The organism is Devosia enhydra (assembly GCF_900119845.1).
Lineage (GTDB): Bacteria > Pseudomonadota > Alphaproteobacteria > Rhizobiales > Devosiaceae > FPKU01.
In genome coordinates this window covers 380,979-407,567 of sequence record NZ_FPKU01000003.1, presented here as the reverse complement: position 1 = coordinate 407,567, position 26,589 = coordinate 380,979, and the positions used below count along the sequence as shown (strand labels likewise).

Annotated in this window: 25 protein-coding genes; 9 read left to right on the top strand and 16 right to left on the bottom strand. The window is 66.9% G+C overall.

Annotated features, from left to right (window positions below):
- Position 1: 1 nt before the first annotated feature.
- The 9 genes from BT183_RS16720 to hemP are packed head-to-tail and all read right to left on the bottom strand — an operon-like array spanning position 2 to position 6,688.
- On the bottom strand, positions 2-1,144 hold the full coding sequence (locus BT183_RS16720) for an energy transducer TonB family protein (protein ID WP_072345637.1): 1,143 nt from the start codon (positions 1,142-1,144) through the stop codon (positions 2-4).
- Complete coding sequence (locus BT183_RS16715) at positions 1,144-1,590, bottom strand: ExbD/TolR family protein (RefSeq protein ID WP_072345636.1); 447 nt, start codon at positions 1,588-1,590, stop codon at positions 1,144-1,146. Before BT183_RS16715 ends, BT183_RS16720 begins: the two co-directional genes overlap by 1 nt.
- Positions 1,590-2,276 (bottom strand): protein TolQ, encoded by a 687-nt coding sequence (tolQ, locus tag BT183_RS16710; protein ID WP_072345635.1) that lies wholly within the window; start codon positions 2,274-2,276, stop codon positions 1,590-1,592. Before tolQ ends, BT183_RS16715 begins: the two co-directional genes overlap by 1 nt.
- Before the next feature lie 3 nt (positions 2,277-2,279).
- The gene (locus tag BT183_RS16705) at positions 2,280-2,714 is read right to left on the bottom strand and encodes a hypothetical protein (RefSeq protein WP_072345630.1); all 435 of its coding nucleotides are present in this window, start codon (positions 2,712-2,714) and stop codon (positions 2,280-2,282) included.
- Positions 2,714-3,532 carry a heme ABC transporter ATP-binding protein gene (locus BT183_RS16700; protein WP_072346307.1) on the bottom strand — a complete coding sequence of 273 codons (819 nt, stop codon included), beginning with the start codon at positions 3,530-3,532 and terminating at the stop codon, positions 2,714-2,716. The genes BT183_RS16705 and BT183_RS16700 overlap by 1 nt, the downstream gene beginning before the upstream one ends.
- A 5-nt stretch (positions 3,533-3,537) precedes the next feature.
- On the bottom strand, positions 3,538-4,635 hold the full coding sequence (locus BT183_RS16695; protein ID WP_425290580.1) for a FecCD family ABC transporter permease: 1,098 nt from the start codon (positions 4,633-4,635) through the stop codon (positions 3,538-3,540).
- A 15-nt stretch (positions 4,636-4,650) separates the two neighbouring features.
- A complete protein-coding gene (locus BT183_RS16690) occupies positions 4,651-5,514 on the bottom strand; it encodes a heme/hemin ABC transporter substrate-binding protein (protein ID WP_177282602.1) in 864 nt (287 codons plus the stop codon).
- The gene (locus BT183_RS16685; protein WP_244545365.1) at positions 5,511-6,566 is read right to left on the bottom strand and encodes a hemin-degrading factor; all 1,056 of its coding nucleotides are present in this window, start codon (positions 6,564-6,566) and stop codon (positions 5,511-5,513) included. Before BT183_RS16685 ends, BT183_RS16690 begins: the two co-directional genes overlap by 4 nt.
- Before the next feature lie 8 nt (positions 6,567-6,574).
- The gene (gene hemP, locus BT183_RS21060; RefSeq protein ID WP_244545364.1) at positions 6,575-6,688 is read right to left on the bottom strand and encodes a hemin uptake protein HemP; all 114 of its coding nucleotides are present in this window, start codon (positions 6,686-6,688) and stop codon (positions 6,575-6,577) included.
- A gap of 238 nt (positions 6,689-6,926) precedes the next feature.
- Here hemP and BT183_RS16675 point away from each other — a divergent pair, with 238 nt between their 5' ends.
- The 5 genes from BT183_RS16675 (at position 6,927) to BT183_RS16655 (ending at position 15,010) form a co-directional block, all read left to right on the top strand.
- Positions 6,927-9,065: a TonB-dependent receptor domain-containing protein gene (locus BT183_RS16675; protein WP_072345628.1), complete on the top strand. Its 2,139-nt coding sequence runs from the start codon at positions 6,927-6,929 to the stop codon at positions 9,063-9,065.
- Between the two features lie 427 nt (positions 9,066-9,492).
- Entirely contained in the window at positions 9,493-9,978 is a 486-nt protein-coding gene (locus BT183_RS16670; protein ID WP_072345627.1) for a hypothetical protein, read from the top strand.
- A gap of 105 nt (positions 9,979-10,083) precedes the next feature.
- Positions 10,084-12,954, top strand: a complete 2,871-nt coding sequence (locus BT183_RS16665) for a hybrid sensor histidine kinase/response regulator (protein WP_072345625.1) — start codon at positions 10,084-10,086, stop codon at positions 12,952-12,954.
- An 8-nt stretch (positions 12,955-12,962) separates the two neighbouring features.
- Complete coding sequence (locus tag BT183_RS16660) at positions 12,963-14,192, top strand: threonine synthase (RefSeq protein ID WP_210185495.1); 1,230 nt, start codon at positions 12,963-12,965, stop codon at positions 14,190-14,192.
- 74 nt (positions 14,193-14,266) lie between these two features.
- Entirely contained in the window at positions 14,267-15,010 is a 744-nt protein-coding gene (locus BT183_RS16655) for a hypothetical protein (RefSeq protein WP_072345619.1), read from the top strand.
- Here BT183_RS16655 and BT183_RS20840 read toward each other — a convergent pair.
- Positions 14,991-15,155, bottom strand: coding sequence for a hypothetical protein (locus BT183_RS20840; protein WP_177282600.1), 165 nt, complete (start codon positions 15,153-15,155; stop codon positions 14,991-14,993). The genes BT183_RS16655 and BT183_RS20840 overlap by 20 nt on opposite strands.
- Before the next feature lie 228 nt (positions 15,156-15,383).
- Between BT183_RS20840 and BT183_RS16645 the strand changes: the two genes are divergently transcribed.
- Complete coding sequence (locus tag BT183_RS16645) at positions 15,384-15,890, top strand: CAP domain-containing protein (protein ID WP_177282598.1); 507 nt, start codon at positions 15,384-15,386, stop codon at positions 15,888-15,890.
- A gap of 172 nt (positions 15,891-16,062) precedes the next feature.
- Here the strand turns inward: BT183_RS16645 and glpK are convergent, their stop codons facing one another.
- Positions 16,063-17,610: a glycerol kinase GlpK gene (gene glpK, locus BT183_RS16640; RefSeq protein WP_072345602.1), complete on the bottom strand. Its 1,548-nt coding sequence runs from the start codon at positions 17,608-17,610 to the stop codon at positions 16,063-16,065.
- Positions 17,607-19,127 (bottom strand): glycerol-3-phosphate dehydrogenase, encoded by a 1,521-nt coding sequence (gene glpD, locus BT183_RS16635; protein WP_072345600.1) that lies wholly within the window; start codon positions 19,125-19,127, stop codon positions 17,607-17,609. The genes glpK and glpD overlap by 4 nt, the downstream gene beginning before the upstream one ends.
- Positions 19,128-19,184: 57 nt before the next feature.
- Here glpD and BT183_RS16630 point away from each other — a divergent pair, with 57 nt between their 5' ends.
- The gene (locus tag BT183_RS16630) at positions 19,185-20,120 is read left to right on the top strand and encodes an AEC family transporter (RefSeq protein ID WP_072345598.1); all 936 of its coding nucleotides are present in this window, start codon (positions 19,185-19,187) and stop codon (positions 20,118-20,120) included.
- Between the two features lie 76 nt (positions 20,121-20,196).
- Here BT183_RS16630 and BT183_RS16625 read toward each other — a convergent pair whose 3' ends face one another.
- From BT183_RS16625 to BT183_RS16615, 3 genes are read right to left on the bottom strand one after another with little or no spacing between them, the layout of a single operon-like run.
- Positions 20,197-21,063: a transglutaminase-like domain-containing protein gene (locus BT183_RS16625; protein WP_072345596.1), complete on the bottom strand. Its 867-nt coding sequence runs from the start codon at positions 21,061-21,063 to the stop codon at positions 20,197-20,199.
- Between the two features lie 9 nt (positions 21,064-21,072).
- A complete protein-coding gene (locus BT183_RS16620) occupies positions 21,073-22,023 on the bottom strand; it encodes an alpha-E domain-containing protein (protein ID WP_072345594.1) in 951 nt (316 codons plus the stop codon).
- Entirely contained in the window at positions 22,020-23,441 is a 1,422-nt protein-coding gene (locus BT183_RS16615) for a circularly permuted type 2 ATP-grasp protein (protein WP_072345592.1), read from the bottom strand. The genes BT183_RS16620 and BT183_RS16615 overlap by 4 nt, the downstream gene beginning before the upstream one ends.
- A gap of 139 nt (positions 23,442-23,580) precedes the next feature.
- Here BT183_RS16615 and BT183_RS16610 point away from each other — a divergent pair, with 139 nt between their 5' ends.
- Both BT183_RS16610 and BT183_RS16605 read left to right on the top strand, forming a co-directional pair.
- Entirely contained in the window at positions 23,581-24,513 is a 933-nt protein-coding gene (locus BT183_RS16610; protein ID WP_072345590.1) for a 2-hydroxyacid dehydrogenase, read from the top strand.
- 91 nt (positions 24,514-24,604) lie between these two features.
- Positions 24,605-26,242, top strand: a complete 1,638-nt coding sequence (locus BT183_RS16605) for an alpha-glucosidase family protein (RefSeq protein WP_072346300.1) — start codon at positions 24,605-24,607, stop codon at positions 26,240-26,242.
- 3 nt (positions 26,243-26,245) lie between these two features.
- On the opposite strand, the gene BT183_RS16600 is transcribed toward BT183_RS16605, so the two are convergent.
- Positions 26,246-26,551 (bottom strand): hypothetical protein, encoded by a 306-nt coding sequence (locus tag BT183_RS16600; protein ID WP_072345588.1) that lies wholly within the window; start codon positions 26,549-26,551, stop codon positions 26,246-26,248.
- Positions 26,552-26,589: the final 38 nt, after the last annotated feature.

The following is a 26,589-nucleotide window of genomic DNA, read 5'->3' as shown; positions in this document are numbered from 1 at the left end:
CTCATCGCCGGAAGGCGAGGGGGACGTCGAAGGTCCAGCTCGAGCGGCCGGCTCCGGCCGGGATGGGCGGGAAGGGGGCGGCGCGGCGCACGAGCGCCAGGGCCGCCTGATCGAGCGCGCCATTGCCCGAGGAGCGCGCGATGCTGGCGCCCGAGAGGCTGCCATTGGCAGCAACGGTAAAGCGCACCATGACTTCGCCGGACTGGCCGCCGGCCCGCCGCAGCGCATTGCGCAGCTTGCCGATGACCTGGGAGGGATAGCGGGCGATTTCGGCCGAGCCGCCGCTGCCGGCCCCAGAGGCGCGCGGCGGCGAGGGGGCTGCGGCAGCCACCGAATCGGCATTGCTGTTGCCCCCGGCGCCCGGGTTGCTGCGGCGGGGCGGGGGCTGTTGCTGGCGCACGGAACGCGTCTCGGGCGGTGGCTCACGACGCGGAGGCGGCTCGGCTACCGGACGTTCGCTGCGCGGGCGCGGGAAGGGGGTGGGGGACAGCTCGGTCTCTTCCACGGCGGCAACGGTTTCCGGTGGCGTCTCGATGAGAGTTTCGGGCGGTGTTTCGGCGGCGAGTGTCGGGGGGGCCGGTTCTGCCGACTCGCTCGCTGCCTCGGCCACCGCAACAGGGGCGGGCGGGGCCGCCTCGGCGGGCAGCAGGGGAGCCGGGGCCGCGAGCGGCAGCGCGTCCTCGGCCGTGCTGGTGAGCTCGGCGAGGATCGCGTCGGGCGGCACGGGCTCGGCGACGGTTTCGGCAGGAACGGGCTCGGCGGGAGCCGCCGGCGCGGTCTCCGCGACCTCGGGCGGCGTCTCGGCGATGGCCTCCGGAGGCGGCGCGCCCTTGACGGGCTCGGCCTCAGCTTCGGCAAGCTGCTCGCTCTCGACCGGCTCGAGGGTTTCGGTCTCCTCGGTGACCTCTTCAGGCGTCTCGGGCTCGACCAGCGGCGCCTCGCTGCCGGCCGAGAGCGCGTTGACGGTGGCATCCGATTCCACGAGCTCGGTGGCGTTGCTCGTAACGCTCGACACGCTGACGACGCTGACGCTGACCGGGGCGGGCGCGGGCGCGTCCGCGGTCTCGGGCCAGGCGAAGCCCATGAGCAGAAGCGCGAGCGCGCCGCAGTGAAGGGCCGCCGAAGCCGGCAGAGCGAGCCGCATCAGGGGGCCTCTTTGCGTTCCGTGATCAGCCCGATCTCGGCATATCCGGCCGCCGACAGAGCGCCCATCACCTCCATGATGCGGCCATAGGCGACTTCGGCATCGCCGCGCACATAGAGACGCTCGTCGGTCTCTTCGCCCATCAGCGCGCCGACGCTGGCCACGAGCGTCTCCATGGTGACCGGGTCGCCTTCGATGGAGATCGCGCCCTCGGGGGTGACCGTGACGGTGATCGGCTTGCGCTCGAGCGGCATGGCCTGGGCGGCGGTGCGTGGCAGGTTGACGGGCACGCCCATCGTCATCAGCGGGGCGGCGACCATGAAGACGATCAATAGCACCAGCATGACATCGACGAGCGGGGTGACGTTGATCTCGCTGATCGGGCCGCCGCGCCCCCGGCCGCGCCTGCGGCCCCCGGCCTTGCTCCCGCCCGCCATCATGCCCATCAGAGGCCCTTCTGCGCGTCGAGCTGGCGCGACAGCATGGCGACCAGCCGATCGGCAAAGGCTTCGAGCCGGCCGATCAGCCTGCCGGCATCGGCGCTCAGCATGTTGTAGGCGATGACGGCGGGGATAGCTGCGAGCAGCCCGAGCGCTGTGGCGAGCAGGGCTTCGGCGATGCCGGGGGCGACCACGGCGAGGCTGGTGTTCTCGCTCGTGGCGATGGCGGTGAAGGCGTTCATGATGCCCCAGACCGTCCCGAAAAGCCCGATGAACGGGCCGGCGCTGCCGATGGTGGCGAGGAAACCCAGGCGCTTTTCCAGCGCGGCGCTCTGCTCTGCGACGGCGAGATCGAGCACGAGTTCGAGCCGGCCGCGCAGGCCCTGCGGATCGGCGGCCTTCTGGGCGTGGCTGCGATCCCACTCATCCATGCCGGCGGCGAGGACGGCCGAAAGCCCGGTGCCGGTCTTGCTGCCCTGTCGGTCGCGCAGATCGGCCAGCGACAGGCCCGAGGCGAAGGCGCGGTCGAAGGCCGCCATGTCGCGCCGGGCCCGGCCATAGGCGGCCATGCGGTTGGCGATAATCGCCCAGCACCAGACCGAGGCGACAAAGAGCCCGATCATGATGGATTTGACCACCCAGTCGGCCTGCATGAACAGGCCGATGATGGAAAAATCATGCGCGGTTTCCATGCCTTAGACCCCGAAGGCGATGTCGGGGCGGGCAGACGGCGCGAGGCCGGCAAGGCAGGCGGTGGGGGCCAGACCTTCGCCCTCGCAGGCGGTGATGTCGTTGACGAGCACCCGGCTCACCGCCGCGCAATCGAGCCGCGCCAGCTGGAATTGCAGCACCTTGGTCTTGCCCTCGGCAAGGGCGCGGAAATCAAGCGTGACGATGCGATCGATCGCCCCGCTGGCCCCGAAGAACGCCATTTCCACCGCCGCGCGATCGAGCGGATGGCCGAGCCCGTTGGTGGCAAGGAAGGTGACGCGGCAGCCGTCTTCCACCGGCTGGAGGGCGTTGAGCTCGAGGCTGAGGGCGGGCGCGGGTGCGCTCGCTTCTTGTGCGACCGCGAAGCCTGAGCCGACAAGAAGGACGCAGAGCGCGAGGGCGAGGAGGGCGGTTTTCATCAGGCTACCCGAAAGGTTTGCGTGGAACGAGCGAGTGTCGATTGCGGCAGGACGAATGGCGCGCCCGCAGGCGGAAGGGCGCCGACGCGCAGGGGGGCTTCGAATAGCGACTGAATGGTCTCGTCGGTGAGCACCGCGATCGGGGCGCCCGCAGCCACGAGGCGACCGGCGCGGAGCGCGAGGATCTGGTCGGCATACATAGCGGCGAGGTTGAGATCGTGCAGCACGACGAGCACGCCGCCGCCCGTATCGGCAAAGCGGCGGGCCTCGTCCATGATCAGCAGTTGGTGGCGGATATCGAGGCTGGAGACGGGTTCGTCGAGAAAGAGGAAGCGCGGGAGGCCGTCGAGCACCGGGGTCCAGACTTGGCAGAGGACGCGCGCCAGTTGCACGCGCTGCTGCTCGCCGCCCGAGAGCGCGCCATAATAGCGGCCGCCGAAGCCCGAGAGATCGACGCGTTCGAGTGCCTCTTCGGGCAGGCGGGCAACGCGCTGGGCATTGGGGCCGGGCCGGCCGGCGGTGAGCCCCATGGCGACCACTTCGCGCACGGTGAAGGGAAAGGGCAGGGTGCTCGATTGCGGCAGCACGGCGCGGTGGCAGGCGGCGGCGACGGGGGAGAGGGTTCTGAGGTCGTGGCCGTTGAGCGTGATGGTGCCGCTAAAGGGCAGATCGCGGCAGAGCGCCTTGAGCAGCGTCGACTTGCCCGAGCCATTGGGGCCAATGATGGCGGTGAGCCGCCCGGCCGGGATGGTCGCGGAAATGTCGGCGACGATGGGTGTGCCGTCGATGGCGACGCTGACGTCGGAGAGCGTGATCATGCCGCTCACCACGCAAGGTTGCGCCGCCGCTGGAGCAGCAGCCAGAGGAAGAAGGGTCCGCCAAAGGCGGCGGTGACGATGCCGATGGGTAACTCCGCCGGGGCGACGATGACGCGGCTCAGCGCATCGGCCATGAGCAGGAAGCTCGCGCCCAAAAGCGCGGTCGCGGGCATCAGGTAGCGGTGATCGGGCCCGATGACGAGGCGCAGGAGATGCGGCACGACGATGCCGACAAAGCCGATGCCGCCGCTGACCGCCACCGAGGCGCCGGTGGCGCCCGCCACCGCGAGGATGGCGAGGATCTTGAAGCGCTGCACCGGCACCCCGAGATGGGCGGCGGTGGCTTCGCCCAGCGTCAGGGCGTTGAGGCCCTTGCCGAGGAATGCCGCGACGATGAGGGATATCGCGATGATCGGGCCGGCGGCGAGGATCTTGACCCAGGTGGCGCCGGCCAGTGACCCCATTCCCCAGAAGGTCAGGTCGCGCAGCTGGTTGTCGCTGGCAATATAGACGAGCACGCCGCTGAAGGCGCCGGCCATGGCGCCGATGGCGATGCCGGCGAGCAGCATGGTGGCGATCGCCGTCTGTCCGGCGCGGGTGGCGACCCGGTAGAGCAGGGCAGTCGTCGCGACCCCGCCGCCGAAGGCCGCGAGCGGCAGGGCGAAGATGCCGAGCGGGGCAATGACGGGGGCGAGTAAGCCGCCCCCGAGCACGATGATGATGATGGCCCCGAGCGCGCTGCCGCTCGAGACGCCGACAAGGCCCGGATCGGCGAGGGGATTGCGGAAGAGCCCCTGCATCAGGAGGCCCGAAACCGCGAGCCCGGCCCCGATCAGCATGCCCAGGAGCATGCGCGGCAGGCGGATGTTGAGGATCACCACCTGGTCGCGGAGCAGCGTATCGGGCGCGGCTTGCGTCAGGCCCAGCCAGTGGCGGGCGAGCGCAAGGGCCGAGGCGCCCGAGGCGCCGGTGGTGAGCGAGACGACCATCGCGAGGACCAGCACGCCCACGAGCCCGAGCACCACGGCGCGGCCGAGATGGCTGCGATCACCTTCGGCGCGGTGCGCGAGGGCGGGCAAGGCGGAGGTGGAGAGGCTGGTCACGGGCGATGATCCTCGTCACTGCGTGCCGTAGATGAGGTCGGCGAGCTCTGTAGCGGCGGCGGCCGTGCGCGGGCCGAAGCCGAGGAGATAGGCCCCGTCGAGCCGGTAGATGGCGCGATCCCGGCCGGCCGGAGTGAGGGCGATGGCCGGATGGGCGAGGAGGTCCTCGTCGCTGGCCGCATGGTCGCCGCCCCGGTCCATCATGACGATGGCGTCGGGGGCGGCGGCGGTGATCGCTTCCTCCGACAGCGGCCGATAGCCCTGATACTGGGTGATGGCATTGACCGCGCCCGATAGCGCGATGATGCCATCGGCCGCCGTGCCGGTGCCCGAGGCCTGGATCTGCCCGCCCTGGTTGGAGAGGACAAAGAGCACGCGCTTGGGCGTGGCGATGGCCGCAGTGCGGGCGGCGAGGGTATCGAAGTCGGCGGTAAGCTGAGCGACAAGAGCATCGGCCTCCGCCTCGAGCCCGAGCGCATCGCCGACGGCGCGAACCTTTTCGATGACGCCCTCGGCCGAATAGCGTTCGGGCACGGTGCGATAGGCGACGCCGGCGCTTTCAAGCACGGCGAGGGCTTCGGGCGGGCCCGAGCCTTCGAGCACGAGGAGCGCGGTGGGGTTGACCGAGAGCACGCCTTCGGGCGCCAGCGCCCGCATATAGCCGACATCGGGCAAAGCCATCGCCTCGGGCGGGAAGGTCGCAGTCTGGTCACGCGCAACGAGCCGATCCTCGGCATCGAGCGCAAAGATGATCTCGGTCAGCGAACCGCCGATGGAGACGAGGCGCGAGGCATCGGGCAGGGGATCGGCCGACGCCGGGGCGAGCCCGCACAAAAGCGCGAGCGCGGAGGCGGCGAGTAAAGTGCGCAGGGCCATCATGCGGCATCCTTGCCGGCGGCGGCCGGCAGGGCCTCGACGATGCCGCGCCACACCGGGCGCTCGTCGATGCCCTCATGGCGCTTGCCGAAGAACTGGATGATGAGATTGTCCTCGGCGTCGTAGAGCTCGACCGAGGTGACGTGCCCGTCCTTGGTGGGCTTGCGCACCGCCCAGGCGGCCACGACCTGGTCGAGCCGCAGATGCAGGTGGAAGGTCTCGTCCATCACGTTGAGCCAGGGGCCAATGGGCGCGACCTTGGTGATCGGGCCCGCGTGGATCTGGATGCAGCCGCGATTGCCCACGAACACCATGACGGGCAGGCCGGTACCGGCGACGGCTTCGAACAGGCCCGCCACGGCCTCGTGCTCCAGCCGCCAGGCATAATCGGTGCCGATCATTTCCAGCGCCCGCAACCTGTCGAGCTTGAGCCGCTTCAGCATCGGATAGAACTGATGGGTATCGGTCATGCCCAGCCAGCTTTCGCGCAGCTCGGCCGCGCCTGCCGGCTGGCCCTCGGCCAGAACCGGCGTCAGCGTCTCGACCGGAATGGTGTCGGACTGCTGGACGTGGCGCAGATTGTCGACCAGCATCGACCAGGCTTCAAGATTGGTGCCGGGCCGGGCATGCACCTTGTGCACGGCCGTGCCGGCGGCATCGAAGAACTGCAGCGAGCGCTTGATGGCGCCATCCTCGCCCCGCTTTTCGACGGCAAAGCCGAAGGCCCATTCCTTGGGGAAGATGCGCAGGTCGATCTCGTCGCCCAGAACCATCGAGGCGGCCGGCCCGATCACCGGCTTTTCATAGGGCCCGATCTTTTCGTGCACGGCGCTCTCGTTGCGGGTAAGCGCCATGACTTCGCCGGCGGCGGTGAGCCCGTTGAGCAGCATTTCGAGATCGATGCGCAGCCGCGTCGCGGTGTGCCCGACTTCGGCGGCGACCAGCTCGGCCTCGGAGATCTTGTGGATGCGGGCGAAGTCGCGCTCGCGCATCTCGGGATTGCGGGCCCTGAGGGTGCGGATCATCTCGGCGGATTTCTGTTCGGTCTGGGTCACGGCTGAGCCTATTTGGTGAGGATGAGCTTGCCTTGGCGGGTGATGCGCAGCCGGTACGGGACGCCATTGTGGACAATGACGATCTCGGTCTCTCCGGCGAAAAGCTCTGCGCTGTCGACCACCTTCAGTCGCTCCGGTGTTGCGGTTGCGGGCTCAGGCACAATCCTTCGCCCCGGCAAATGAGAAGCCAATTCAAAGCCTTGCGTTCTATGTTCGCCGTTCTGGCGCCCATCAGAAAACTTGACTCGAATAGACAACTTCTCTAGGTGACGCAATAGGTGATTTAAAGAGTCATCTTTTATCGCGCCGCCAGCCAGCCTCCCGCCAGCCCGCAGCCGATCCCGACACATGGAGACTGATATGGGGCTCGTAAGAATGCGCTCGGCCGCCCTGATGGGTGGCGTGGCGCTTGCGGTGGTGGCGGCTCAGGTCGCTTTCGCGCAGACCGTCAACACGACAAATGTAACGCTGCTGGAGCGGCTGGTGATCGGGCTCGGGGCGCCCAAGATCGCCATCGACACCCCACAGGCGGTGACGGTGGTCGACCAGGAGGACCTCGACCGGTCGCAGCCGACCACCATCGGAGATGCGCTCAAGACCGTGCCGGGCGTGACCATGCTGGGCTCGGACAATGTTCTGGGGCAGGCCTTCAACATCCGTGGCATCGGCACCACCGAGAACACCGCGGATGCCGCGCGCATCGTGGTGACGGTGGATGGCGCGCCCAAATTCTCCGAACAGTACCGGATGGGCTCGTTCTTCTCCGATCCCGAGCTTTACAAGCAGGTGGAAGTGCTGCGCGGGCCGGCGTCATCGACGCTTTATGGCGCGGGCGCCATCGGCGGGGTGATCAATTTCACCACCAAGGATGCCTCGGACTTCATCGCGCCGGGCATGACCGGGGCCGTGCGGCTCAAGACCCAGTATGACTCGAACGGCAACGGCACGCTGGCCTCGGGCATCCTCGCGCACCGGCTCACCGACAATTTCGACGTGCTGGCCGCCGGCAACTGGCGGCGGGCCGATGATTTCACCTTCGGGGGTGGCGATCTGGCCGAGGGCACGGATTTCTCGACGCTGTCGGGGCTTTTGAAGGGCACCCTGCGCTTCGGGCAGAATGACGAGCAGGTGGTGCGGCTTTCCTACCAGCACTGGACCTCGGACGATCCGGACCAGCCCTATGTGCAGACCCAGATCGATCCGATCCTCAACGGCACCTTCGGCAATATCGATCGGCTCGTGACCGACGACACGGTGGTGCTCTCCTACGAGAACCCGGCCAGCGACAATCCCTGGCTCGATACCAAGATGTCGCTGTCTTATTCCAACACCACCAACAGCCAGACCGGCTCGACTGCCGATCTCTCGGGCTTCCCGCCCTCGCCGACCTTCCGCATTCTCGACGACACCGACTACACCTACGAAAATCTGCAGTTCAAGGTCGACAACACCGCCGAATACATCACCGAAGGCTTCGAGAATTATCTGACGGTGGGCCTGCAGGCGAGCCATCAGAACCGGCTGGCCGAGCGCACCGCGACGACGCTTCTGCAGCAGCATCCCGAAGGCACCGAGGACAAACTCGGGCTCTATTTCCAGAACGAATCGATCTGGAACGACCAGCTGACGGTGATCGGAGGCGTCCGCGCCGATTTCAGCACCATCAACCCCTCCGAGGAGATTCCGGGCGCCTATGAGGTCTCGAACGAAGCGATCTCGCCCAAGATCGCGGCGCTCTATGACGTGACCGAGAATTTCGGCGTCTTCGGCTCGCTTTCCTACACCGAGCGCATGCCGACCATCGACGAGCTCTACAGCTACAGCGCCAACAATGCCGAAACCGTGTTCACCCGCAATATGAACATGGACCTCGAAAAGGAGAAGTCGATCAATTACGAAGCCGGCTTCACGCTCTCGGGCAATGATCTGGTGCAGTCGGGCGATGCGGCATCGGTCAAGATGACGGCGTTCTACAACGATCTCTACGACCTGATCGCCACCAGCGGCACGCGGTCGTCGCCGACCTTCCCCACCGATGTCTATTACGCCAATATCGACCGGGCGGAGATCTATGGCATCGAGGTGGAAGGGGCCTATAATTCGGACCTGTTCTTCGCCAACCTCGCCTATACGGCGACCTGGGGCAGCGACCTGACCACCGGCCTGCCGCTGCGCACCATTCCCGCCCACCGCGTGGCCCTGACGGTGGGCGCACGGGTGCCCGAACACAACCTCGAATTCGGCGCACGGGCGAGGCTCGTGGCGGACGCGGAGAACTCGATCGGGGCCACGAACACCACCCAGGTGGTGCCGGTGGAAGGCTACCAGACCTACGATCTCTTCGCGGCCTGGAAGCCCGATACGGGCGTGATGGCGGGCACCGAACTCCGCGCGTCGGTCGAGAATCTGTTCGATGCTTCCTATCGCGACAATCTGGCCAGCGCCGACGCCAAGGGCCGCACCTTCAAGCTGAGCCTCTCCAAGCAGTTTGATTATTGAGGTTTGGTTTCGGCCACCTCCCCCGTGAAGAGGGAGGTGGTGTGGCCGGTTGGGGCGGGGGCGGTGCGGGCGGCCCTCGCCCTTCGAGACGCGCCGTTGGCGCTCCTCAGGGTGAGGACCGCTTTGAATTGCCCGAGAGACCTCATGGTGAGGAGCGCCGCTAGGCGCGTCTCGAACCATGGGGGCGGAGCACGGTGCACTTGCCCTACCACCGGGTCGTTCCAGCGCAAGCAGGAACCTCTGTTGGGGGTGCGGAAGCATGAAGTGCCCGGCCCTCGCCCTTCGAGACGCGCCGTTGCCGCTTCTCAGGGTGAGGACCTCCAAACGGGGGTGAGGGGCTCGGCGGGCGGTCGAAGGCTTGCCTGGCCGCGCTTACGGCTCTTTCACCGCTTGGAGCTACCACTCGGGCAAATCCGAGGACCTGCTCATGAGCCGAATCGCCTGGCCCTTTATCCTTGTCGCGCTGTTCACGCTGGCGCTCGCCGCGCTGGGCTATGGACTGGCGATCAAGGGCTATGGCATCGGAATGACGGGGGTGGAGCGGCTCGATGCGATCGCGGCGCCCGCCATGTTCATGCCGCTGGCCGCGCTTTATGCGTTTTCGGCGGCGCTGGTGGCGCTTCTGCCGCTGCGGGCGGCGAGTTTCACCCATGCCAGCGCGTCGGTTCCGCTCTATTCGGCCACGCTGATCCTGCTCGCCACCATCGTGGGGGTGGTGCTGGCGCGTGTCATCCTCGTAGATCGCGACACGATCCGGCAAGTGCTCGACTGGCACCTGCTGTTCGCGCTGGCGGTGATCGGGGTGCATCTGCTGACCAACCAGCTGCGCAAGAACCTGCTCATCCGCTCGCTGGCGGTGATCGCGCTTCTGGCCGCTTCGGGGGCGTGCCTCTTCTGGTCGTTCCGGCTCTGAGGCCCGGTGCGGCCGATCGCCCTTGAGGCCCGGATGCATCACGGGGACTGGTCGGGCAGCCGCCCAGTTGCTAGTGCTCGTGCGCCAGCCAGCAGGGAAGCCTTGATGCCAGCCTTCGGTCCTTATCTCTCCGCCGAGACTTTGTTCAACGCTTCGCCCAACGCCTATATGGTGATGGATGCCGATTTGGTGATCGTCTCGGCCAACCGCACCTATCTTGCGACCACGGCGCGACGGCTCGACGAAATCGTCGGCCGGCTGGTGTTCGATGCCTTTCCGGCCGAGGGCGCGGCGGGACAGCTGCTCAGGGCCTCGCTCGAACGGGCGGCGCGCGACGGGGTCGTCGACTATCTGCCGGTGATCGCCTATCCGGTGTCGCGGCCCGACGGGGTGGTGGAACACCGCTACTGGAGCGCCACCCACACCCCGATCAAGGACGTTGAGGGCAAGGTGGCCTTCGTGCTCCAGCACACCGAGGACATCACCGAACTGCATCGCCTGCGCGAGCGCGACCCCGACGAGGGCAAGGCGGCCAAGGTGCTCGCGCGCGCCAGCGCCGCCGACAGCGCCGTGCGCACGCTCACCGCCGAGCGGCATTACCTGCGCGAACTCTTCGACAAGGCACCCAGCTTCATGGCCGTGCTGGCGGGGCCCGAGCATGTGTTCGAGATCGCCAACGCCGCCTATCTGCAGGTGGTGGGGCACCGCCAGGTGCTGGGCAAGACGGTCGACGAGGCTTTGCCCGAAGTGGCCGGGCAGGGCTTCATCGAGCTGCTCGACACCGTCTACCGCACCGGCGAGCGCTATGTGGGCAGCGGCATCAGGGTGCTGCTCACCCACACCCCCGGCGCCGAGCCGGTCGAGCGCTTCCTCGATTTCGTCTACCAGCCCATCCGCAACGAGGCGGGCGAGGTGGTGGGCATCTTCGTGCAGGGCCACGACATCACCGACCAGAAGGCGGCCGAGCTCAAGGCGCTTGAAAGCGAGGCGAATTTCCGTGACCTGGCGCAATCGCTGCCCAACCATGTGTGGACGGCGCTGCCCGATGGCCGGCTCGACTGGTTCAACGACCAGGTCTATGCCTTCAGCGGCACCGAGCCGGGCATGCTCGATGGCCATGGCTGGGTCAGCATGGTGCATGAGGACGACAGCCCCGCCGCCGGCCGCAGCTGGGCGGCGGCGCTGGGAGCGGCGGCCCCTTACCAGACCGAATTCCGCCTGCGCCGCGCCGACGGGGTCTATCGCTGGCACATCGCGCGCGCCAAGCCCACCTTCAACGCCGACGGCACGGTGCGGCGCTGGGTGGGCACCAATACCGACATCCACGATCAGAAGCTGCTCGAGGCGGAGCTCGCCGCCCTCAACGCCTCGCTCGAGGCGCGGGTCGAGGCGCGCACATCGGAGCTGATGCACACCGAGGAGGTGCTGCGCCAAAGCCAGAAGATGGAGGCGGTGGGCAATCTCGCAGGCGGCATCGCCCATGATTTCAACAATCTGTTGCAGGTGATCAGCGGCAACCTGCAATTGCTGCAAAAGACCGTTGCCCATGACGGTACGGCCTCCACCCGGCTCGGCCACGCGCTCGAGGCGGTGCAGCGCGGCGCGCAGCTTTCGAGCCAGCTTCTCGCCTTCGGCCGCCGCCAGCCGCTGGCGCCCAAATCGCTCAATGTCGGGCGGCTGCTGCGCTCGATGGACGACATGCTGCGCCGCTCGCTCGGCGAGGCGATCGAGGTGGAAACGCTGATCGCCGGAGGTCTGTGGAACACCCTCGTCGACGAGGGCAATGTGCAGAACGCCATCCTCAACCTCGCCATCAATGCCCGCGACGCCATGCAGGGGCGCGGCAAGCTGACCATCGAGGCGGGCAATGCCTTTCTCGACGATCACTATGCCCGCACCCATGCCGATGTGACGCCGGGCCAGTATGTGATGATCGCGGTGACCGATTCCGGGTCCGGTATCCCTCCCGAGATCCTCGACAAGGTCTTCGAGCCCTTCTTCACCACCAAGCCGGAAGGGCGCGGCACCGGCCTCGGGCTCTCGATGATCTATGGCTTCGTCAAGCAATCGGGCGGCCATGTGAAGATCTATTCGGAGGTGGGCAGTGGCACGACCGTCAGGCTCTATCTGCCGCGCTCGGACCGGCCCGAGGACGAAAAGCCGATGACCGGCCAGACAGCGCGCGGCGGCACCGAACTCGTGCTCGTGGCCGAGGACGACCCGCGCGTGCGCGAAACCACCGTCGCGCTCTTGACCGAGCTCGGCTACCAGGTGGTTTCCGCCAAGGATGCCGATGCGGCGCTCGCCATTGTCGAAAGTGGACTGGCCATCGATCTTCTGTTCACCGATGTGGTGATGCCCGGCAAGCTCAAGAGCACCGAGATGGCCAAGCGGGCGCGGCAGGTGCGGCCCGGCCTCGCGGTGCTGTACACCTCGGGCTATACCGAAAATTCCATCGTGCATGGCGGCCGGCTCGACCCTGGCGTGCATCTTCTGAGCAAGCCCTACAGCTCCGATGCGCTGGCGCTGAAGGTGCGCGAGGTGATCGACGCCGAAAAAGCCCGCAATCCCTCGGCGCAGCCTTCACCCGCGCCGGGGCCTGAGGCCGAAGCGGAGCCCCGGACGCTGTCGGTGCTGGTGTGCGAGGACGAGTTCCTCATTCTGATCAACACCAGCCAGATGCTGGCCGATAGCGGCCACACCGTCGCCGAAGCCGCCAACGGGGCCGAGGCGCTCGAACATCTGGCCACGGGCCGGTTCGATGCGATGGTCATCGATGTGGGGCTGCCCGACATGTCGGGCGTGGAGCTTGCCAAGAAGGCGCGGCAGGCCCATCCCGGGATTGCCATCGTCTTTGCCTCGGGCCATGCGAGCGTGCCGGGCATGGACGCGATAGCGGGCGCCCATGCGGTAACAAAACCCTATCAGGCGGCCGAACTCGAGGCCGCCCTGCGCGGGGCCACGGCCGGACGGTGAGTGCGAGGATGACGATGACCGATAATCTTTCAGCCAACCGCGCCAATTTCGTCACCCATCTCGAATGCGCGATGACGGGCGAGCGCTATGAGGCCGGGCGGCTGCACGGGCTCTCGCGGGTCGGGCGCCCGCTGCTGGTGCGCTACGACCTGGCCGCGCTCGGGGCCTCGATCGATCGCGATGCGATTGCGGCACGCGCGCCCGATCTCTGGCGCTGGCGCGAATTGCTGCCGGTGGTGAACACGGCCAATATCGTTTCGCTGGGCGAGATCGAGACCCCGCTGATCGCCATTCCGCGCTCGGGCGGAAAGGGCGTTCTGGTCAAGGATGAGGGCCGGCTGCCGACGGGCTCGTTCAAGGCGCGCGGGCTGGTGATGGCCGTGTCGATGGCCAAGGAACTGGGCGTTACCCGCATCGCCATGCCCACCAACGGCAATGCGGGGGCGGCGCTCGCCGCCTATGCCTCGCGCTGCGGCATCGAGACCATCGTGCTCTGCCCCGAGGAAACCCCTGAGATCAATGTGCGCGAGATCGCGGCGCAGGGCGCGCGCGTCTGGCGCGTCAACGGACAGATCGACGAGTGCGGCGCCATTGTCGGCAAGGGCGCGGCCGAGGGGCGGTGGTTTGATTTTTCAACCCTAAAGGAGCCCTATCGCATCGAGGGCAAGAAGACGATGGGGCTCGAACTGGCCCTGCAGTTCGGCTGGGACCTGCCCGATGCGATCTTTTATCCCACGGGCGGGGGCACCGGGCTCATCGGCATGTGGAAGGCCTTCGACGAGCTCGAAAAGCTGGGCTGGATCGGCAGCAAGCGGCCCCGCATGTATGCGGTGCAGGCCGAGGGCTGCGCCCCGATGGTGCGGGCTTTCGAGCAAGGGCTCGAGCATGCCGAACGCTGGGAAAATGCCGCGACGGTGGCCGCCGGCATCCGCGTGCCCAAGGCGGTGGGCGATTTCCTCATCCTGCGGGCGGTGCGGCAATCGGGCGGGCGGGCCCTCGCGGTCAGCGATGCCGAGATCCTGCGGGCGGTGGACGATACGGCGCGGCAGGACGGGCTGCTGATGTGCCCCGAGGGCGGGGCGACGCTTGCGGCCTTGCGCAAGGCGCGGGCAGAGGGGCTCGTGGCCGAGGGCGAGCGCGTGGTGCTGTTCAACTGCGCCACGGGGCTCAAATATCCCATGCCGATGGCCGGCGAGCCGCTCGACCGGACAAAAGAGATCGACCTCTCGCGGCTCTGAGCCTCATCAGCATGTGACTGGACAGATCCGCCCGGCCCGCGCCTCTATGGGGCCCAACCAAGCACAGGCCCGCCATGAGCTTTTACGCCGCCATCGCCTTTGCCGTTACCGGGGCCGTCGCCCTCGCTTCCGGCTTCGCCATGGGAAAAATGAGTGGGCGCAGCACCGCTGTTTCCGGAACGGCGGCGGGCGCCGCATGGCTTGCCGCCGGGCTGATCGTGCTGCCCTTCCTCCCCTGGCCGACGCCCTTGATGCTGGGCATCGGGGTCGTGGCCTGGCTCTTCGGGGTGCTGGTCGATCACCGCCCCGTGCCCGCCGCCCTGCGCCACGGCGTGGCGCTGGTGCTCTTCGGGGTGCTGATCGTGGGCGGTGTCCCGGTTTTCCTGTTGCGCACCGCGCTGGGGCTGAACCTGCCGGCGCCGGTGCTGATCGGGGCGATCCTCGTGGTCGGGCTGGTGCTGCGGCTTTCAAGCGACAGGATCGTGGTGCCCGAGACGCACCGCTTGCAGGCCTATGGGGTGCTGCTCGTGGTGCCGACGCTCGTGATGCTGGCAATGGTGCCGAACATCGCCACCCAGCCCTCCTTCTGGTGGCAGGCCGGCATCGCGGCCATGCCGCTGGCGATGCTGGCGCTGAAACCTCTCGCGGGGGCCGGGCCGATGGGCGAGGCCGGCGGGCTGATGCTGGGCTTTGCCACCGGCTTCGTGGTGCTCAACACCCTCGCTTTCAGCTGGGTAAACCCGCTCGTCTGGATCGGTATCGGTGTCTTGGCGCTCGTGGTCGAACTGCGCAGCCGGTTCAGGCCAGCGCGCGCATGAAGAGCCCGGCGAGCCCGAGGATCATCACCGCGCCGAGTGTCAGGCCGGCGGCCATGGCCAGAGCCTCCTGCCGGTAGCGGCGCAGGGCCCGCTCCACGGTGCTCGCAGCGCGTGGTTGAGTGTGGCTGAAGTCCAGATGCGTCATGTGCACGTCCCCCATTCCTCCGAGCAGATACTGCGCGCCCGCCCGAAAAATGCCAAATGAAGGCCACAAGTATTCTTAATGAAACGGCAACGTTAATACGTATGAAGAAGATGTTGATGCTTGACTTTGGGCGTGTGCGTTCGGGTCGGCCATGCCGCAGGCAGGCGGGGCCAGGGCTGTGCCAGAATGGCCTGCAGTGATCGCAGCGATTCGCAGTCCGGACCCATGATGACCAGCCTCTCCCGCCGACGCCTTCTCGCCGGCAGCGCCCTCCTGCTGCTTGCCGCCTGTTCGCCCGCCGGTCCGCCGCTGACGCGGACATCGCCCGCCGAACTGTCGACGGCCAGCATCATGGCGGCGATCAACGGGGTGCGGCAGGCCAATGGCCGCGAACCCCTGAGCTACAATGGCAAGCTCGCCGCGGCGGCGCGCCGGCAGGCCGACCTCATGGCCTCGCGCGACCAGCTGTCGCACAATCTGGGCGTCACCCTGCGCCAGCGCGTCACCGATGCCGGCTATGTCGGGGCGGTGGGCGAAAATGTCGCGGGCGGCCAGCAGACGCTCGAGGCCGCCATCCAGGGCTGGCTCGATTCCCCATCCCATCGTTCGACGCTGCTGAGCGACAAATTCACCGAATTCGGCCTCGCCGTGGCGCGCGTGCCGGCGGGCCGCAAGAGCCGATACGGGATTTACTGGGCGTTCGTGGCGGGTGGCGATTTCGCGGCTTGGTTGTGAGGGGGGCGAATGGTGCAAGCTGTGCAAGCGGCCCTCGCCCTTCGAGACGCCCCTTTCGGGGCTCCTCAGGGTGAGGTCCTCAACGGCTGCCGCGGGCATGAGGGGAGAAGGGAAGGGGGGCCACGTTTCAGCCTCAGGGGAGAAGGGAGGGGTGATGGTCTCACGGAACCGTTCACCCGTTCGTCAATGTACGGCGGACGGCGTCTTTCCAGCCCTTGACGAGGCGGCGGCGGTGTTTGTCGTCCATTTCGGGGGTGAAGCGGCGGTCGGCGGACCAGCTTTTGGCAAAGCCCTGGCGGTCGGGCCAGAGGGCGGCGCGGGAGGCGGCGAGCCAGGCGGCGCCGAGCGCAGTGGTTTCAAGGCTCTGAGGGCGATCGACAGGCGCGCCGAGGATGTCGGCGAGGCGCTGCATCGTCCAGTCAGAGGCGACCATGCCGCCATCGACGCGGAGCACGGTGGCCTCTTTTGTCGCGTTTCCGGACGGCGAACCGGTATCCACTTCGCCTGGAAACGCTTTGGCGCCTTTGCGCCAGTCCTTGCGCATGGCCTCGAGCAGGTCGCGGGTCTGGTAGCAGACCGATTCGAGGGCGGCGCGGGCCAGTTCCGCCGGGCCGGTGTTGCGGGTGAGCCCGTAAAGGGCGCCGCGCGCCTCGGGGTCCCACCAGGGGGCGCCGAGGCCCACAAAAGCGGGCACGAGATAGACCGATTGGGCCGGATCGGCCTGCTCGGCGAGGGGGCCGGTCTCGTCGGCGCGGGCGATGATGCCGAGCCCGTCGCGCAGCCATTGCACGGCGGCACCAGCCACGAAGATCGAGCCTTCGAGCGCGTAGGTGGTCTCGCCATCGAGCCGGTAGGCGATGGTGCCCAGGAGCCGGTTGCGCGAGCGCACCAGCGTGTCGCCGGTGTTGAGCACGGCGAAACAGCCCGTGCCATAGGTGGATTTCAGCATGCCGGGGGCAAAGCAGGCCTGCCCGATGGTGGCGGCCTGCTGGTCGCCCGCAACCCCGAGGATGGGAATGGCGGCGCCAAAGAGCGCCGGGTCGGTGACGCCGAAATCATCGGCGCAGTCGCGCACTTCGGGCAGGATTTCAGCAGGGATGTCGAGCATGCCGCAGAGGTCCGCATCCCAGCGGTTCTTGCGGATATCGTAGAGCATGGTGCGGCTGGCATTGGTGGCATCGGTGAGATGCGCCGCCCCGCCGGTGAGGCGAAAGATGAGGAAGCTGTCGATGGTGCCAAAGCAGAGTTCGCCCTTTTCGGCCCGCTTTTGCGCCCCGGGCACCGCATCGAGCAGCCAGCGCAGCTTTGTGCCGGAAAAATAGGGGTCGATGACGAGCCCGGTCTTGCGCATCACCGCCGGCTCGGCCCCGGCGCGCCGCAGGCGGGCGCAGAGGGAAGCCGTGCGCCGATCCTGCCAGACGATGGCGTTATGGATGGGCTTGCCGGTCGTCCGCTCCCACACCAGCGTCGTCTCGCGCTGGTTGGTGATGCCGATGGCTGCGATTTGGGTGGCGTCGATACCGGCTTTCGCGATGGCTTCGCGCACGCTGTCGACCACCGAGGTCCAGATCTCCTCGGGATCGTGCTCGACCCAGCCCGAGCGCGGAAAATGCTGCGGGAATTCGCGCTGTCCGGTCGCGACCTGGCGCTGCGAGGCATCATAAAGGATGGCTCGGCTCGAGGTGGTGCCTTGGTCGATCGCCAGCACATAGCCGCTCATGATGGGATTTCCGCAGGCTTAGTTTCGAGATAGGCCGAAAGCCGCCCGAGCGCTTCGGGCGAAAGGCGCAGGCCGAGCTTGGTGCGGCGCCAGACTATGTCGTCCACCGTCACCGCCCATTCGTGCTGGCACAGATAGTCGACCTCGCGGGCAGAGAGCCCGGCGCCGAAACTTTCCCCGAGATCGGCTTCGCTCACCGCATCGCCGAGAATGGCGGGAACGAGCGTGCCGTGCTGGCGGGCGAGCCGGGTGATGAGGGCGCGCGGCAGGCGCGGATATTTCGCGCAGAGCCGGTCGGTGAGGGCGGCAAAGCCTTTGGGCGAAAAATCCCCGCCCGGCAGATGTGCGTCTTTGGTCCAAGCCGGGCCTCGAGGGCCGAGGATCGCCTCGATGCGCTCCAGCGCCTCTTCGGAGAGCCGGCGATAGGTGGTGAGCTTGCCGCCATAGACATTGAGCAGCGCGCCCGCGCTGGCGCTGCCTTCGGTTTCAAGCACATAGTCGCGGGTGGCATCCTTGGCGGCGCTCTTGTGATCATCAAACAGCGGCCGCACGCCTGAAAAGCTCCAGACCACATCGGCGGGGGTGACCGGCCTGGCGAAGTAATCGCTGACCGCGGCGCAGAGGTAATTGGTCTCGGCTTCGGAGATGCTGGCGGTTTTCGGATCGCCGGTGAAATCCTCATCGGTGGTGCCGATGAGGGTGAAATCCTGCTCATAGGGAATGGCAAAGACGATGCGGCCATCGCCATTCTGGAAGATGTAGCAGCGATCGTGATCGAAGAGCTTTCTGGTGACGATGTGGCTGCCCTTGACCAGCCGCAGATGCGCCCGGCCGTTGTGGCCGGTGCGCCCGAACACCTCGTCGACCCAGGGGCCGGCGGCATTGACCAGCATGCGGGCATGGATGTCGCGCGTGGTGCCCGATGCATCGGTGATGGTGGCGCGCCAGCCGCCGTCTTCGCGGGCCGCCGACACCAGCCGCGTGCGGGTGAGGATGGTGGCGCCGCGATCGGCGGCATCGCGCGCGTTAAAGACGACGAGCCGCGCATCATCGACCCAGCAGTCGGAATATTCGAAGCCCTTGCGATAGTCCGGCTTCAAGGGCCCGCCCGCGACATCGCGCGACAGATCGAGACTGCGCGTGCCGGGCAGGCGTTTGCGCCCACCCAGAAGGTCGTAGAGCCCGAGCCCGGTGCGCAACACCCAGGCGGGCCGCAAGCCATCATGATGGGGGAGCACGAAGCGGAGCGGCCAGACGATGTGCGGGGCCGAGGCCCAGAGCACCTCGCGCTCGCCCAGCGCCTCGGACACGAGGCGGAACGCGTAATGTTCGAGATAGCGCAGCCCGCCATGCACGAGCTTGGTCGCGGCCGATGAGGTGCCGGAGGCCAGATCGTTCATTTCGACAAGCGTGACCGAGAAGCCGCGTCCGGCGGCATCGCGCGCGATGCCCGTGCCGTTGACCCCGCCGCCGATGACGAGCAGGTCGATAGGGGCAATTGTGGTGGCGTCCGTCATTGACCGGGTGCCCCTGCTGTGCCAGTCCGGGCAGGTTCAGCCAACGGACCTCCGGCCATGATCGCCATCATCAATGTCGTCGCGCCGGTCTTTGCCTTGATCGCCATCGGCTATCTTTCGGTTCGCTATCGGCTCTACCCCGCTGCCGGGGTGAAAGGCCTCATCGCCTTCGTCAATAATTTCGCAACGCCGTGCCTGCTCTTCCAGTCCATGCTGCATGCGGATTTTTCGCGCGCCTTCAATCCCTCGATCCTGATACCGTTTTATGTCGGCGCCTTCGTGTCGCTGATCTTCGGCTCGCTGGTGGCTCATAAAATCTTCGGCAATCGGCCGGGCGAGAGCGTCGCCTCGGGCTTTTCGGCCTGTTTCACCAATTCGGTGCTGATCGGGTTTCCGCTGCTGCAACGGGCTTATGGCGATGCGGCGCTGCCGGTGATCTTCTCGATCATCGGGCTGCATGCCCCGCTGCTGATCACGGCGGCGACCGTGGGCATCGAGATGGTGCGGCGCGATGCGCGCCCGATGCGCGAGGTGTGGCGCACCATCGCCATCCGCTCGGCCCAGAACCCGCTGCTCTGGGGCATCGGGCTGGGGCTTCTGGGCAATTTTGCCGGATTGCGGCTGGTCGAGCCGGTGGAGGCGGTGATCGGCATGCTGGCCGGGGCTGTGATGCCGGCGGCGCTGTTCGGGCTGGGCGGGGCGCTCAACGAATACCGGCTGGCCGAAAACTGGCTGCAGGCCCTCGCCATGAGCGGCTTCAAGCTCGTGCTGCATCCGGTGATCGCGTGGGTGCTGCTCGTGCCGGTGCTGCGGGTCGATGCGGAACTGGCCCGCTACGCGGTGCTGCTGGCGGCGATGCCGACCGGCATCAACGCCTATGTGTTTGCCACCTATTACAATCGCGGGGTGAGCGTGGCGGCCAATACGGTGCTGCTGACCACCGTGCTCTCGATGGTGACGGTCAGCATCTGGCTGCTGATCCTGGGGCACTGAGCCTTCGCTCAGTCGCGCTTTTGGACGGCGAAGCGGTGCCCGCTTCGCCTCGAACCGCTCTCGGGCCCGGCAGAGGTCACGCCTCGGCAACGGAGAGGCTGGTGGTTTCGACCTCGCCAATTGTTGGTGAGGTGCGCACCAGCGCCGCCGACATCGCATCGAGCCCGATCGCCAGCCGCACATGCCGCTCGGTGGGGCAGAGGAGAAGGGCGGCGTCGAACCCGATCCAGCCCAGCCCGTCATCCCAGGCTTCGGCCCAGGCGTGGCCGGGGGCATCCCCACCCAGGAGATAGCCGCTGACATAGCGGGCGGGAATGTCGAGGGCCCGGCAGGCCCCGATAAAGGCGTGGGCGAAGTCGCGCGCCGTGGCGGGCGTGCGCCGGTCGGCCGGCTCGCCCAGCGACTGGCTCTGCGTCATGGTGCCCAGGGTCTGCGTCTGGGTCTGGGTGGGGGCAGGACGTACCGATTCTGTGGTGCCCTCGATCGAGGGCACGACGCCATCGGGCGCAAAGACGTGGAACTCGTTGATGCGCTCCATCACCTGGTGGAGGAGCCCGATACGGTCGCGTCCATCGCGCGGGGTGGAGCGGAACTTGCCGTAGACGGTGACGGGCGAGCGGGTGAGGGGCGTGATGCGGCGAAACAGCGCCGGCACCGGCTCGCGCCCGATGCGGCCGACAACGCCGTGTTTGTCGCTGGTTTCAACCAGCCCCTCGAGCAGAAGGCTCACCGGGCTCTCGGGCCGCCTCAGCGTCACGAGCCTTGCATCATTGCCATAGGCATCGGGAAACGCCGCGGCTGTCGCGATATCGGGCCCCTCGACGGCCCAGTGCCGGATGTGCTGGCCCGCGAAGGCCACCGGATGGGCCAGAAGGTGCATCTGCACGCGCGTCGCCCCCTGGGGCACGGGCACTGCGAGCTCATGGCGGATGGCGATCTTCATGGGCGCGCCTCAGTAGAAATTGTAGCTTTCCGAGAGCGCATCGGTCACCCGGTTGTTGCGGGCGATGAATTCGGTGAGGAATTCATGCAGCCCATAGGCGAAGATCTTTTCCATCGAATTGCCCTCGAGCATGGCGCGGGCCTCGTCGGCGGCCATATGGGCATCGCTGCGGGCACCATGCACCTCGGTCAGCATGTCGAGCGTGCGGTTGATGTTGGAAAAGCAGAAGGCCAGCGAGCGCGGCATCTCGCTCCTCAAGATCAGATAATCCGCGATGTTCCAGGCCTTGTAGCGGTCGTGATAGACGTGCCGGTAGCTGCGATGGGCAGAAGCCGCGCGCAGGATCAGCGTCCATTGCTGGATATCGACATCCCCGCCCACGAGGTTGGCGCGCGGCAGCAGCACGTAATATTTCATGTCGAGGATGCGCGCAGTGTTGTCGGCCCGCTCAAGATAGCCGCCCATAGTGGCAAAGGCATAGCCTTCGTCGCGCAGGATGGTGCCCATCAGCGCCCCGCGGAACTGGTGGCTGACCTGCTTGACCCATTGCAGCGCCTCCTGCAGGCGCGGGCCGGTGACGTCGCGCGGCCGCATCTGGGCGAATTCGAGCCAGGCGGCATTGAGGCTCTCCCACATGTCGAGGGTGAGCGCGGTGCGCACCGAGCGGGCATTGGTGCGCGCCGCCTTGAGGCAGGAGCGGACCGAGGAGAAATTGTCCTCGTCGAACAGCATGAACTGGGCCACCGAGGCGATGTCGGCGACCTCGTATTTGGCGTTGAAGGCCTCGTCGACCTCGGCGGCCTGCATCATCGAGACGAGGTGCTCGCTGGGCCCGCCTTCGCGCCGTGCGGTGAGGCTCATGCGGTAGCCCACTTCGAGGAGGCGGGCCATATTCTCGGCCCGCTCGATATAGCGCGAGAGCCAGAAGAGGTTCTGTGCGGTGCGGCCGAGGATCGTCATTCTTCGAGCACCCAGGTGTCCTTGGTGCCGCCACCCTGGCTGGAATTGACCACCAGCGAGCCTTTCTTGAGCGCCACGCGGGTGAGCCCGCCCGGTGTTATGCGGATTTGGTCGCCCACGAGCACATAGGGCCTCAGATCGACATGGCGCGGGGCGATGCCGCGATTGACATAGGTGGGACAGGTGGACAGGGCGAGGGTGGGCTGCACGATGTAATTGTCGGGCCGCGCGATGATGCGGTTGCGGAATTCCTCGCGCTGCGCCCTCGTGGAAGTGGGCCCTACCAGCATGCCGTAGCCGCCCGAGCCATGCACCTCCTTGACCACCAGGTCCCCGATATTGGCGAGCACATAGGCGCGCTCGTCGTCATTGGTGCAGTTGTAGGTGGGCACGTTGGAGAGCAGCGGCTTTTCGCCCAGATAGAATTCGATGATCTCGGGGACGTAGGTATAGACCGCCTTGTCGTCGGCGATGCCGGTGCCCGGCGCATTGACGAGGGTGACCGTGCCGGCGCGATAGGCATCGAACAGCCCCGGAACGCCCAGCATGGAATCAGGCTTGAAGGTCAAGGGGTCGATATAGTCATCGTCGATGCGCCGGTAGATGACGTCGACCCGCTCGGGCCCGGACGTGGTGCGCATGTAGACGAAGCCGTCTTCCACGAACAGATCCTGCCCCTCGCAGAGCTGGGCCCCCATCTGGTCGGCAAGAAAGGAGTGCTCGAAATAGGCCGAATTGTAGATGCCGGGCGTGAGCACCACGATGGTGGGCGAGGCGCCGGCCCCTTCGGGCGCGACGCTTTCGAGCGTGCGCATCAGGTTTTCGGTATAGGTCTCGACGGGGGCGACCTTGTGGCGCTGGAAGAGATCGGGCGCCAGTTGCAGCATCGCCTCGCGATCCTCCAGCATGTAGGAGACCCCGGAGGGAGTGCGCAGATTGTCCTCGAGCACGTAAAAATCATCGGGCCCGGTGCGCACGATATCCACCCCGATGATATGGGCATAGACGGCGCGGGCCGGATCGATGCCCATCATCTCGGGGCAGAAGGCGGCGTTCTGCAGGATCAGCTTTTCGGGCACGCGGCCCGCCTTGAGGATCTCCTGCCGGTGATAGATGTCGTGGAGGAACGCGTTGAGCGCCCGCACGCGCTGCTCGATGCCGCGCGCCAGCCGCCGCCATTCGGCCGCCGAGATGATGCGCGGGATGACATCGAAGGGAATGAGCTTTTCGGTGCCCTCATTGCTGCCATAGACGGCAAAGGTGATGCCCAGCCGGCGGAAAATGCCCTCGGCATCGGTGGCCATCAGGTTGAGCGCCTGGGGCGGCTGCTCGCGCAGCCATCGGTCCAGTTCCCGATAGGGTTCGCGGATGGAGCCATCGGCATTGTGCATTTCGTCGAACGGCGTCGGTTGGGTCATCAACTCCCTGCGGAACGGTTCAAGGCATCCACACTGCCTTGCCATTGCTGCATATTTGCCGCGATCCGTCCAGCGGGGTTCGACAGCGCCACGGGCGAACTGTATGGAGAAGGACAGCCCGGGAAGGAGCCCTTGACCCATGCCAATCGAAATCCTGCAGACCCAGCCGATGATCGACACGACCCAGCAGGCGCTGGGCAAATCCTTTGTCGTGCACCGCTATTTCGAGGCCGCCGACAAGGCCGCGATGATCGCCGAGATCGGCCCGCGCATCCGCGGCATCGCCTGCCAGGGCCCGGTTTCGGGCGAGCTGATCAATGCCCTGCCCAATCTCGAGATCATCGCCTGCTTCGGGGTGGGCTATGATGCGGTTGACGTGGCTGCCGCCAAGGCGCGCAAGGTGCGCGTGACCAACACCCCCGACGTGCTCAACGACGCGGTGGCCGAGTTGACCCTCGGCATGATGATCGCGCTCGCCCGCCACATCCCGCAGGCCGACCGCTTCGTGCGCGACGGGCGCTGGGAGAAGGAAAAATATCCGCTGTTTTCGGAGTTGACCGGCAAGACCGTCGGCATTCTGGGGCTGGGGCGCATCGGCAAGGAGATCGCTACGCGCTGCCAGGCCATGAAGATGCGGGTGGTCTATCATGGCCGGCGCGAGCAGCCGAACCTGCCCTTTCCCTATTATGCCGATCTCGAGGCCATGGCCCGCGACTGCGACTGGCTGGTGGTGATCGCCCCCGGCGGGCAGGACACCAAGGGCATCGTGTCGCGCAAGGTGCTCGAGGCGCTGGGGCCCGAGGGCCGCATCGTCAACATGGCGCGCGGCAGCCTGATCGACGAGGTCGCGATGGTCGAGATGCTGCAATCGGGCGCGCTGGGCGGGGCTGCGCTCGATGTGTTCGTGGACGAACCCAAAGTGCCGCAGGCGCTGTTCGGCCTCGAAAATGTCGTGCTCTCGCCCCATCAGGGCAGCGCGACGCGCCAGACGCGCGAGCAGATGGGCCAGCTGGTTGTCGGCAACCTCCTGGCCCATTTCGAGCGCGGACTGGCACTGACCCCGGTCGTCTGACCGGGAACGCCTTTGCCGCCGCGCTGTTGAATAGCTCCGCGCCATGGCCCAGCATGATGTCGGGCATGGCGCGGCGACAGAGGAGACAGGCATGGATGAATGGTGGCGTGGCGCGGTGATCTATCAGGTCTATCCGCGATCTTTCCAGGACAGCAATGGCGACGGGATCGGCGACCTGCCGGGCATCCTGCGGCGCCTCGATTATCTTGCCGGCCTCGGGATCGATGCCATCTGGCTTTCGCCCATCTTCCCCTCGCCGCAGGCGGATATGGGCTACGACGTCTCGAACTATACCGATATCGATCCGCTCTTTGGCAGCCTCGAGGATTTCGACAGCCTGATCAAGGGCGCCCATGAGCGCGGGCTCAAGGTGATCATCGATCAGGTGCTGAGCCACACCTCGGACCATCATCCCTGGTTCCGCGAGAGCCGGGTGAGCCGCACCAATGCGCGGGCCGACTGGTATGTGTGGGCCGACCCCAAGCCGGATGGGTCCCCGCCCAACAACTGGCCCTCGGTGTTCGGGGGCAGGGCGTGGGAGTGGAACGCCACGCGGCGGCAATATTACCTGCACAATTTCCTCGGCAGCCAGCCCGACCTCAACTTCCACAACCCCGCCGTGCAGGACGCGGTGCTGGACGTGATGCGGTTCTGGCTCGAGCGCGGCGTCGACGGCTTCCGCTTCGACACGGTGAACTATTATTTCCACGACGCGCAGCTGCGCTCCAACCCGCCCGCCAGGCGGCCCGAGCACCTGCCCTATGCGGTCAACCCCTATGACATGCAGGAGCACAAATTCTCGAAAAGCCAGCCGGAAAACGTCGCCTATCTCAAGCGCGTACGCCAGCTGATGGACGAGTTCCCCGGCACCACCACGGTGGGCGAGGTGGGTGACAGCCACAAGGCGGTGCAGCTGATGGCCGAGTACACCTCGGGCACCGACAAGCTGCATATGTGCTATTCCTTCGAGTTCCTGAGCGAGGCCTTTACGGCCAGGCATTTCCGCTCGCGCATCGAGGCCTTCTTCAAGGCCGGGCCCGATGGCTGGCCGTGCTGGAGCTTTTCCAACCACGACGTCATCCGCCACATCACGCGCTGGGCGCCCAATGCCAGCGATGCGGGAGCGCTCGGCCGGCAGGCCATCGCGCTGCTGCTGACCCTCAAGGGTTCGGTCTGCCTCTATCAGGGCGAGGAACTGGGCTTGCCCGAGGCGGAGCTGCTGTTCGAGGAACTGACCGACCCGCCGGGCATCCGCTTCTGGCCCGAATACAAGGGGCGCGACGGTTGCCGCACCCCGATGGTGTGGGACGAGGGCGAGGCCCCCAACGGCTTTACCACCGGCACGCCCTGGCTGCCGGTCAAGGCCCCGCACAGCGCGCTGGCGATGGCGACGCAGGCCAATGCCGGCGATTCCATGCTGTCGGCCTATCGCGAGGCGATCGCCTTCCGCCGCCAGCGCCCCGAATTGCGCCATGGCGAGATCGCCTTCCTCAAGACCGCCGAGCCGGTGCTGGCCTTCCGGCGGATCTCGGAGGGCAGCCAGTCACTCTGCGTGTTCAACCTCTCGGCCGAGCCGCAGACGCTCAGGCTGCGCGGCAAGGGCGAGCTCATCTTCTCGCAGGCCGCAACGCAGGAGGGGTCCGCGTTGCAGCTGGGGGCCAATGGCTATGCCATCTTCGCGATGACCGAGGGCAAGGCGCTGTCGGTCGCGACCGAAACTGACGCCTGACGGTCAACCGACGCGGCGCAGGCTGTTGGGATCGTAGAATTCCTCGGCCTGCCCGCCCCCCGGCTGGCGGACCCAGGCGCGGATGCAGCCGTTCCAGTAATCGACCGAAATGGCTTCGACGCCGATGCGACGCAGGCGCATCTGGTCGGTCTGGGCCTTTTCCTGGATCGGGTCGACGCTCGAAAAGCCCAACGAGGGCCGGTTCGAGAAGGTCGGGCGATTATCGGTGCAGAACGGCACCTGCGCCAGCGCCGGGCCTGCGGCCAGCGCGATGACGCCCGAAACCAGGGCGATCTTGAGTGCTCTCATGAGTGTCTCTCCACATATCTGGCCGGAGCGGCGTGATG

Bases quoted from the DNA above. Each gene is read 5' to 3' on its own strand.
- BT183_RS16720 (WP_072345637.1), bottom strand. From the start codon at position 1,144: ATGCGGCTCGCTCTGCCGGCTTCGGCGGCCCTTCACTGCGGCGCGCTC.
- BT183_RS16715 (WP_072345636.1), bottom strand. From the start codon at position 1,590: ATGGGCATGATGGCGGGCGGGAGCAAGGCCGGGGGCCGCAGGCGCGGC.
- tolQ (WP_072345635.1), bottom strand. From the start codon at position 2,276: ATGGAAACCGCGCATGATTTTTCCATCATCGGCCTGTTCATGCAGGCC.
- BT183_RS16705 (WP_072345630.1), bottom strand. From the start codon at position 2,714: ATGAAAACCGCCCTCCTCGCCCTCGCGCTCTGCGTCCTTCTTGTCGGC.
- BT183_RS16700 (WP_072346307.1), bottom strand. From the start codon at position 3,532: ATGATCACGCTCTCCGACGTCAGCGTCGCCATCGACGGCACACCCATC.
- BT183_RS16690 (WP_177282602.1), bottom strand. From the start codon at position 5,514: ATGATGGCCCTGCGCACTTTACTCGCCGCCTCCGCGCTCGCGCTTTTG.
- BT183_RS16675 (WP_072345628.1), top strand. From the start codon at position 6,927: ATGGGGCTCGTAAGAATGCGCTCGGCCGCCCTGATGGGTGGCGTGGCG.
- BT183_RS16670 (WP_072345627.1), top strand. From the start codon at position 9,493: ATGAGCCGAATCGCCTGGCCCTTTATCCTTGTCGCGCTGTTCACGCTG.
- BT183_RS16665 (WP_072345625.1), top strand. From the start codon at position 10,084: ATGCCAGCCTTCGGTCCTTATCTCTCCGCCGAGACTTTGTTCAACGCT.
- BT183_RS16660 (WP_210185495.1), top strand. From the start codon at position 12,963: ATGACGATGACCGATAATCTTTCAGCCAACCGCGCCAATTTCGTCACC.
- BT183_RS16655 (WP_072345619.1), top strand. From the start codon at position 14,267: ATGAGCTTTTACGCCGCCATCGCCTTTGCCGTTACCGGGGCCGTCGCC.
- BT183_RS20840 (WP_177282600.1), bottom strand. From the start codon at position 15,155: ATGACGCATCTGGACTTCAGCCACACTCAACCACGCGCTGCGAGCACC.
- BT183_RS16645 (WP_177282598.1), top strand. From the start codon at position 15,384: ATGACCAGCCTCTCCCGCCGACGCCTTCTCGCCGGCAGCGCCCTCCTG.
- glpK (WP_072345602.1), bottom strand. From the start codon at position 17,610: ATGAGCGGCTATGTGCTGGCGATCGACCAAGGCACCACCTCGAGCCGA.
- glpD (WP_072345600.1), bottom strand. From the start codon at position 19,127: ATGACGGACGCCACCACAATTGCCCCTATCGACCTGCTCGTCATCGGC.
- BT183_RS16630 (WP_072345598.1), top strand. From the start codon at position 19,185: ATGATCGCCATCATCAATGTCGTCGCGCCGGTCTTTGCCTTGATCGCC.
- BT183_RS16625 (WP_072345596.1), bottom strand. From the start codon at position 21,063: ATGAAGATCGCCATCCGCCATGAGCTCGCAGTGCCCGTGCCCCAGGGG.
- BT183_RS16620 (WP_072345594.1), bottom strand. From the start codon at position 22,023: ATGACGATCCTCGGCCGCACCGCACAGAACCTCTTCTGGCTCTCGCGC.
- BT183_RS16615 (WP_072345592.1), bottom strand. From the start codon at position 23,441: ATGACCCAACCGACGCCGTTCGACGAAATGCACAATGCCGATGGCTCC.
- BT183_RS16610 (WP_072345590.1), top strand. From the start codon at position 23,581: ATGCCAATCGAAATCCTGCAGACCCAGCCGATGATCGACACGACCCAG.
- BT183_RS16605 (WP_072346300.1), top strand. From the start codon at position 24,605: ATGGATGAATGGTGGCGTGGCGCGGTGATCTATCAGGTCTATCCGCGA.
- BT183_RS16600 (WP_072345588.1), bottom strand. From the start codon at position 26,551: ATGAGAGCACTCAAGATCGCCCTGGTTTCGGGCGTCATCGCGCTGGCC.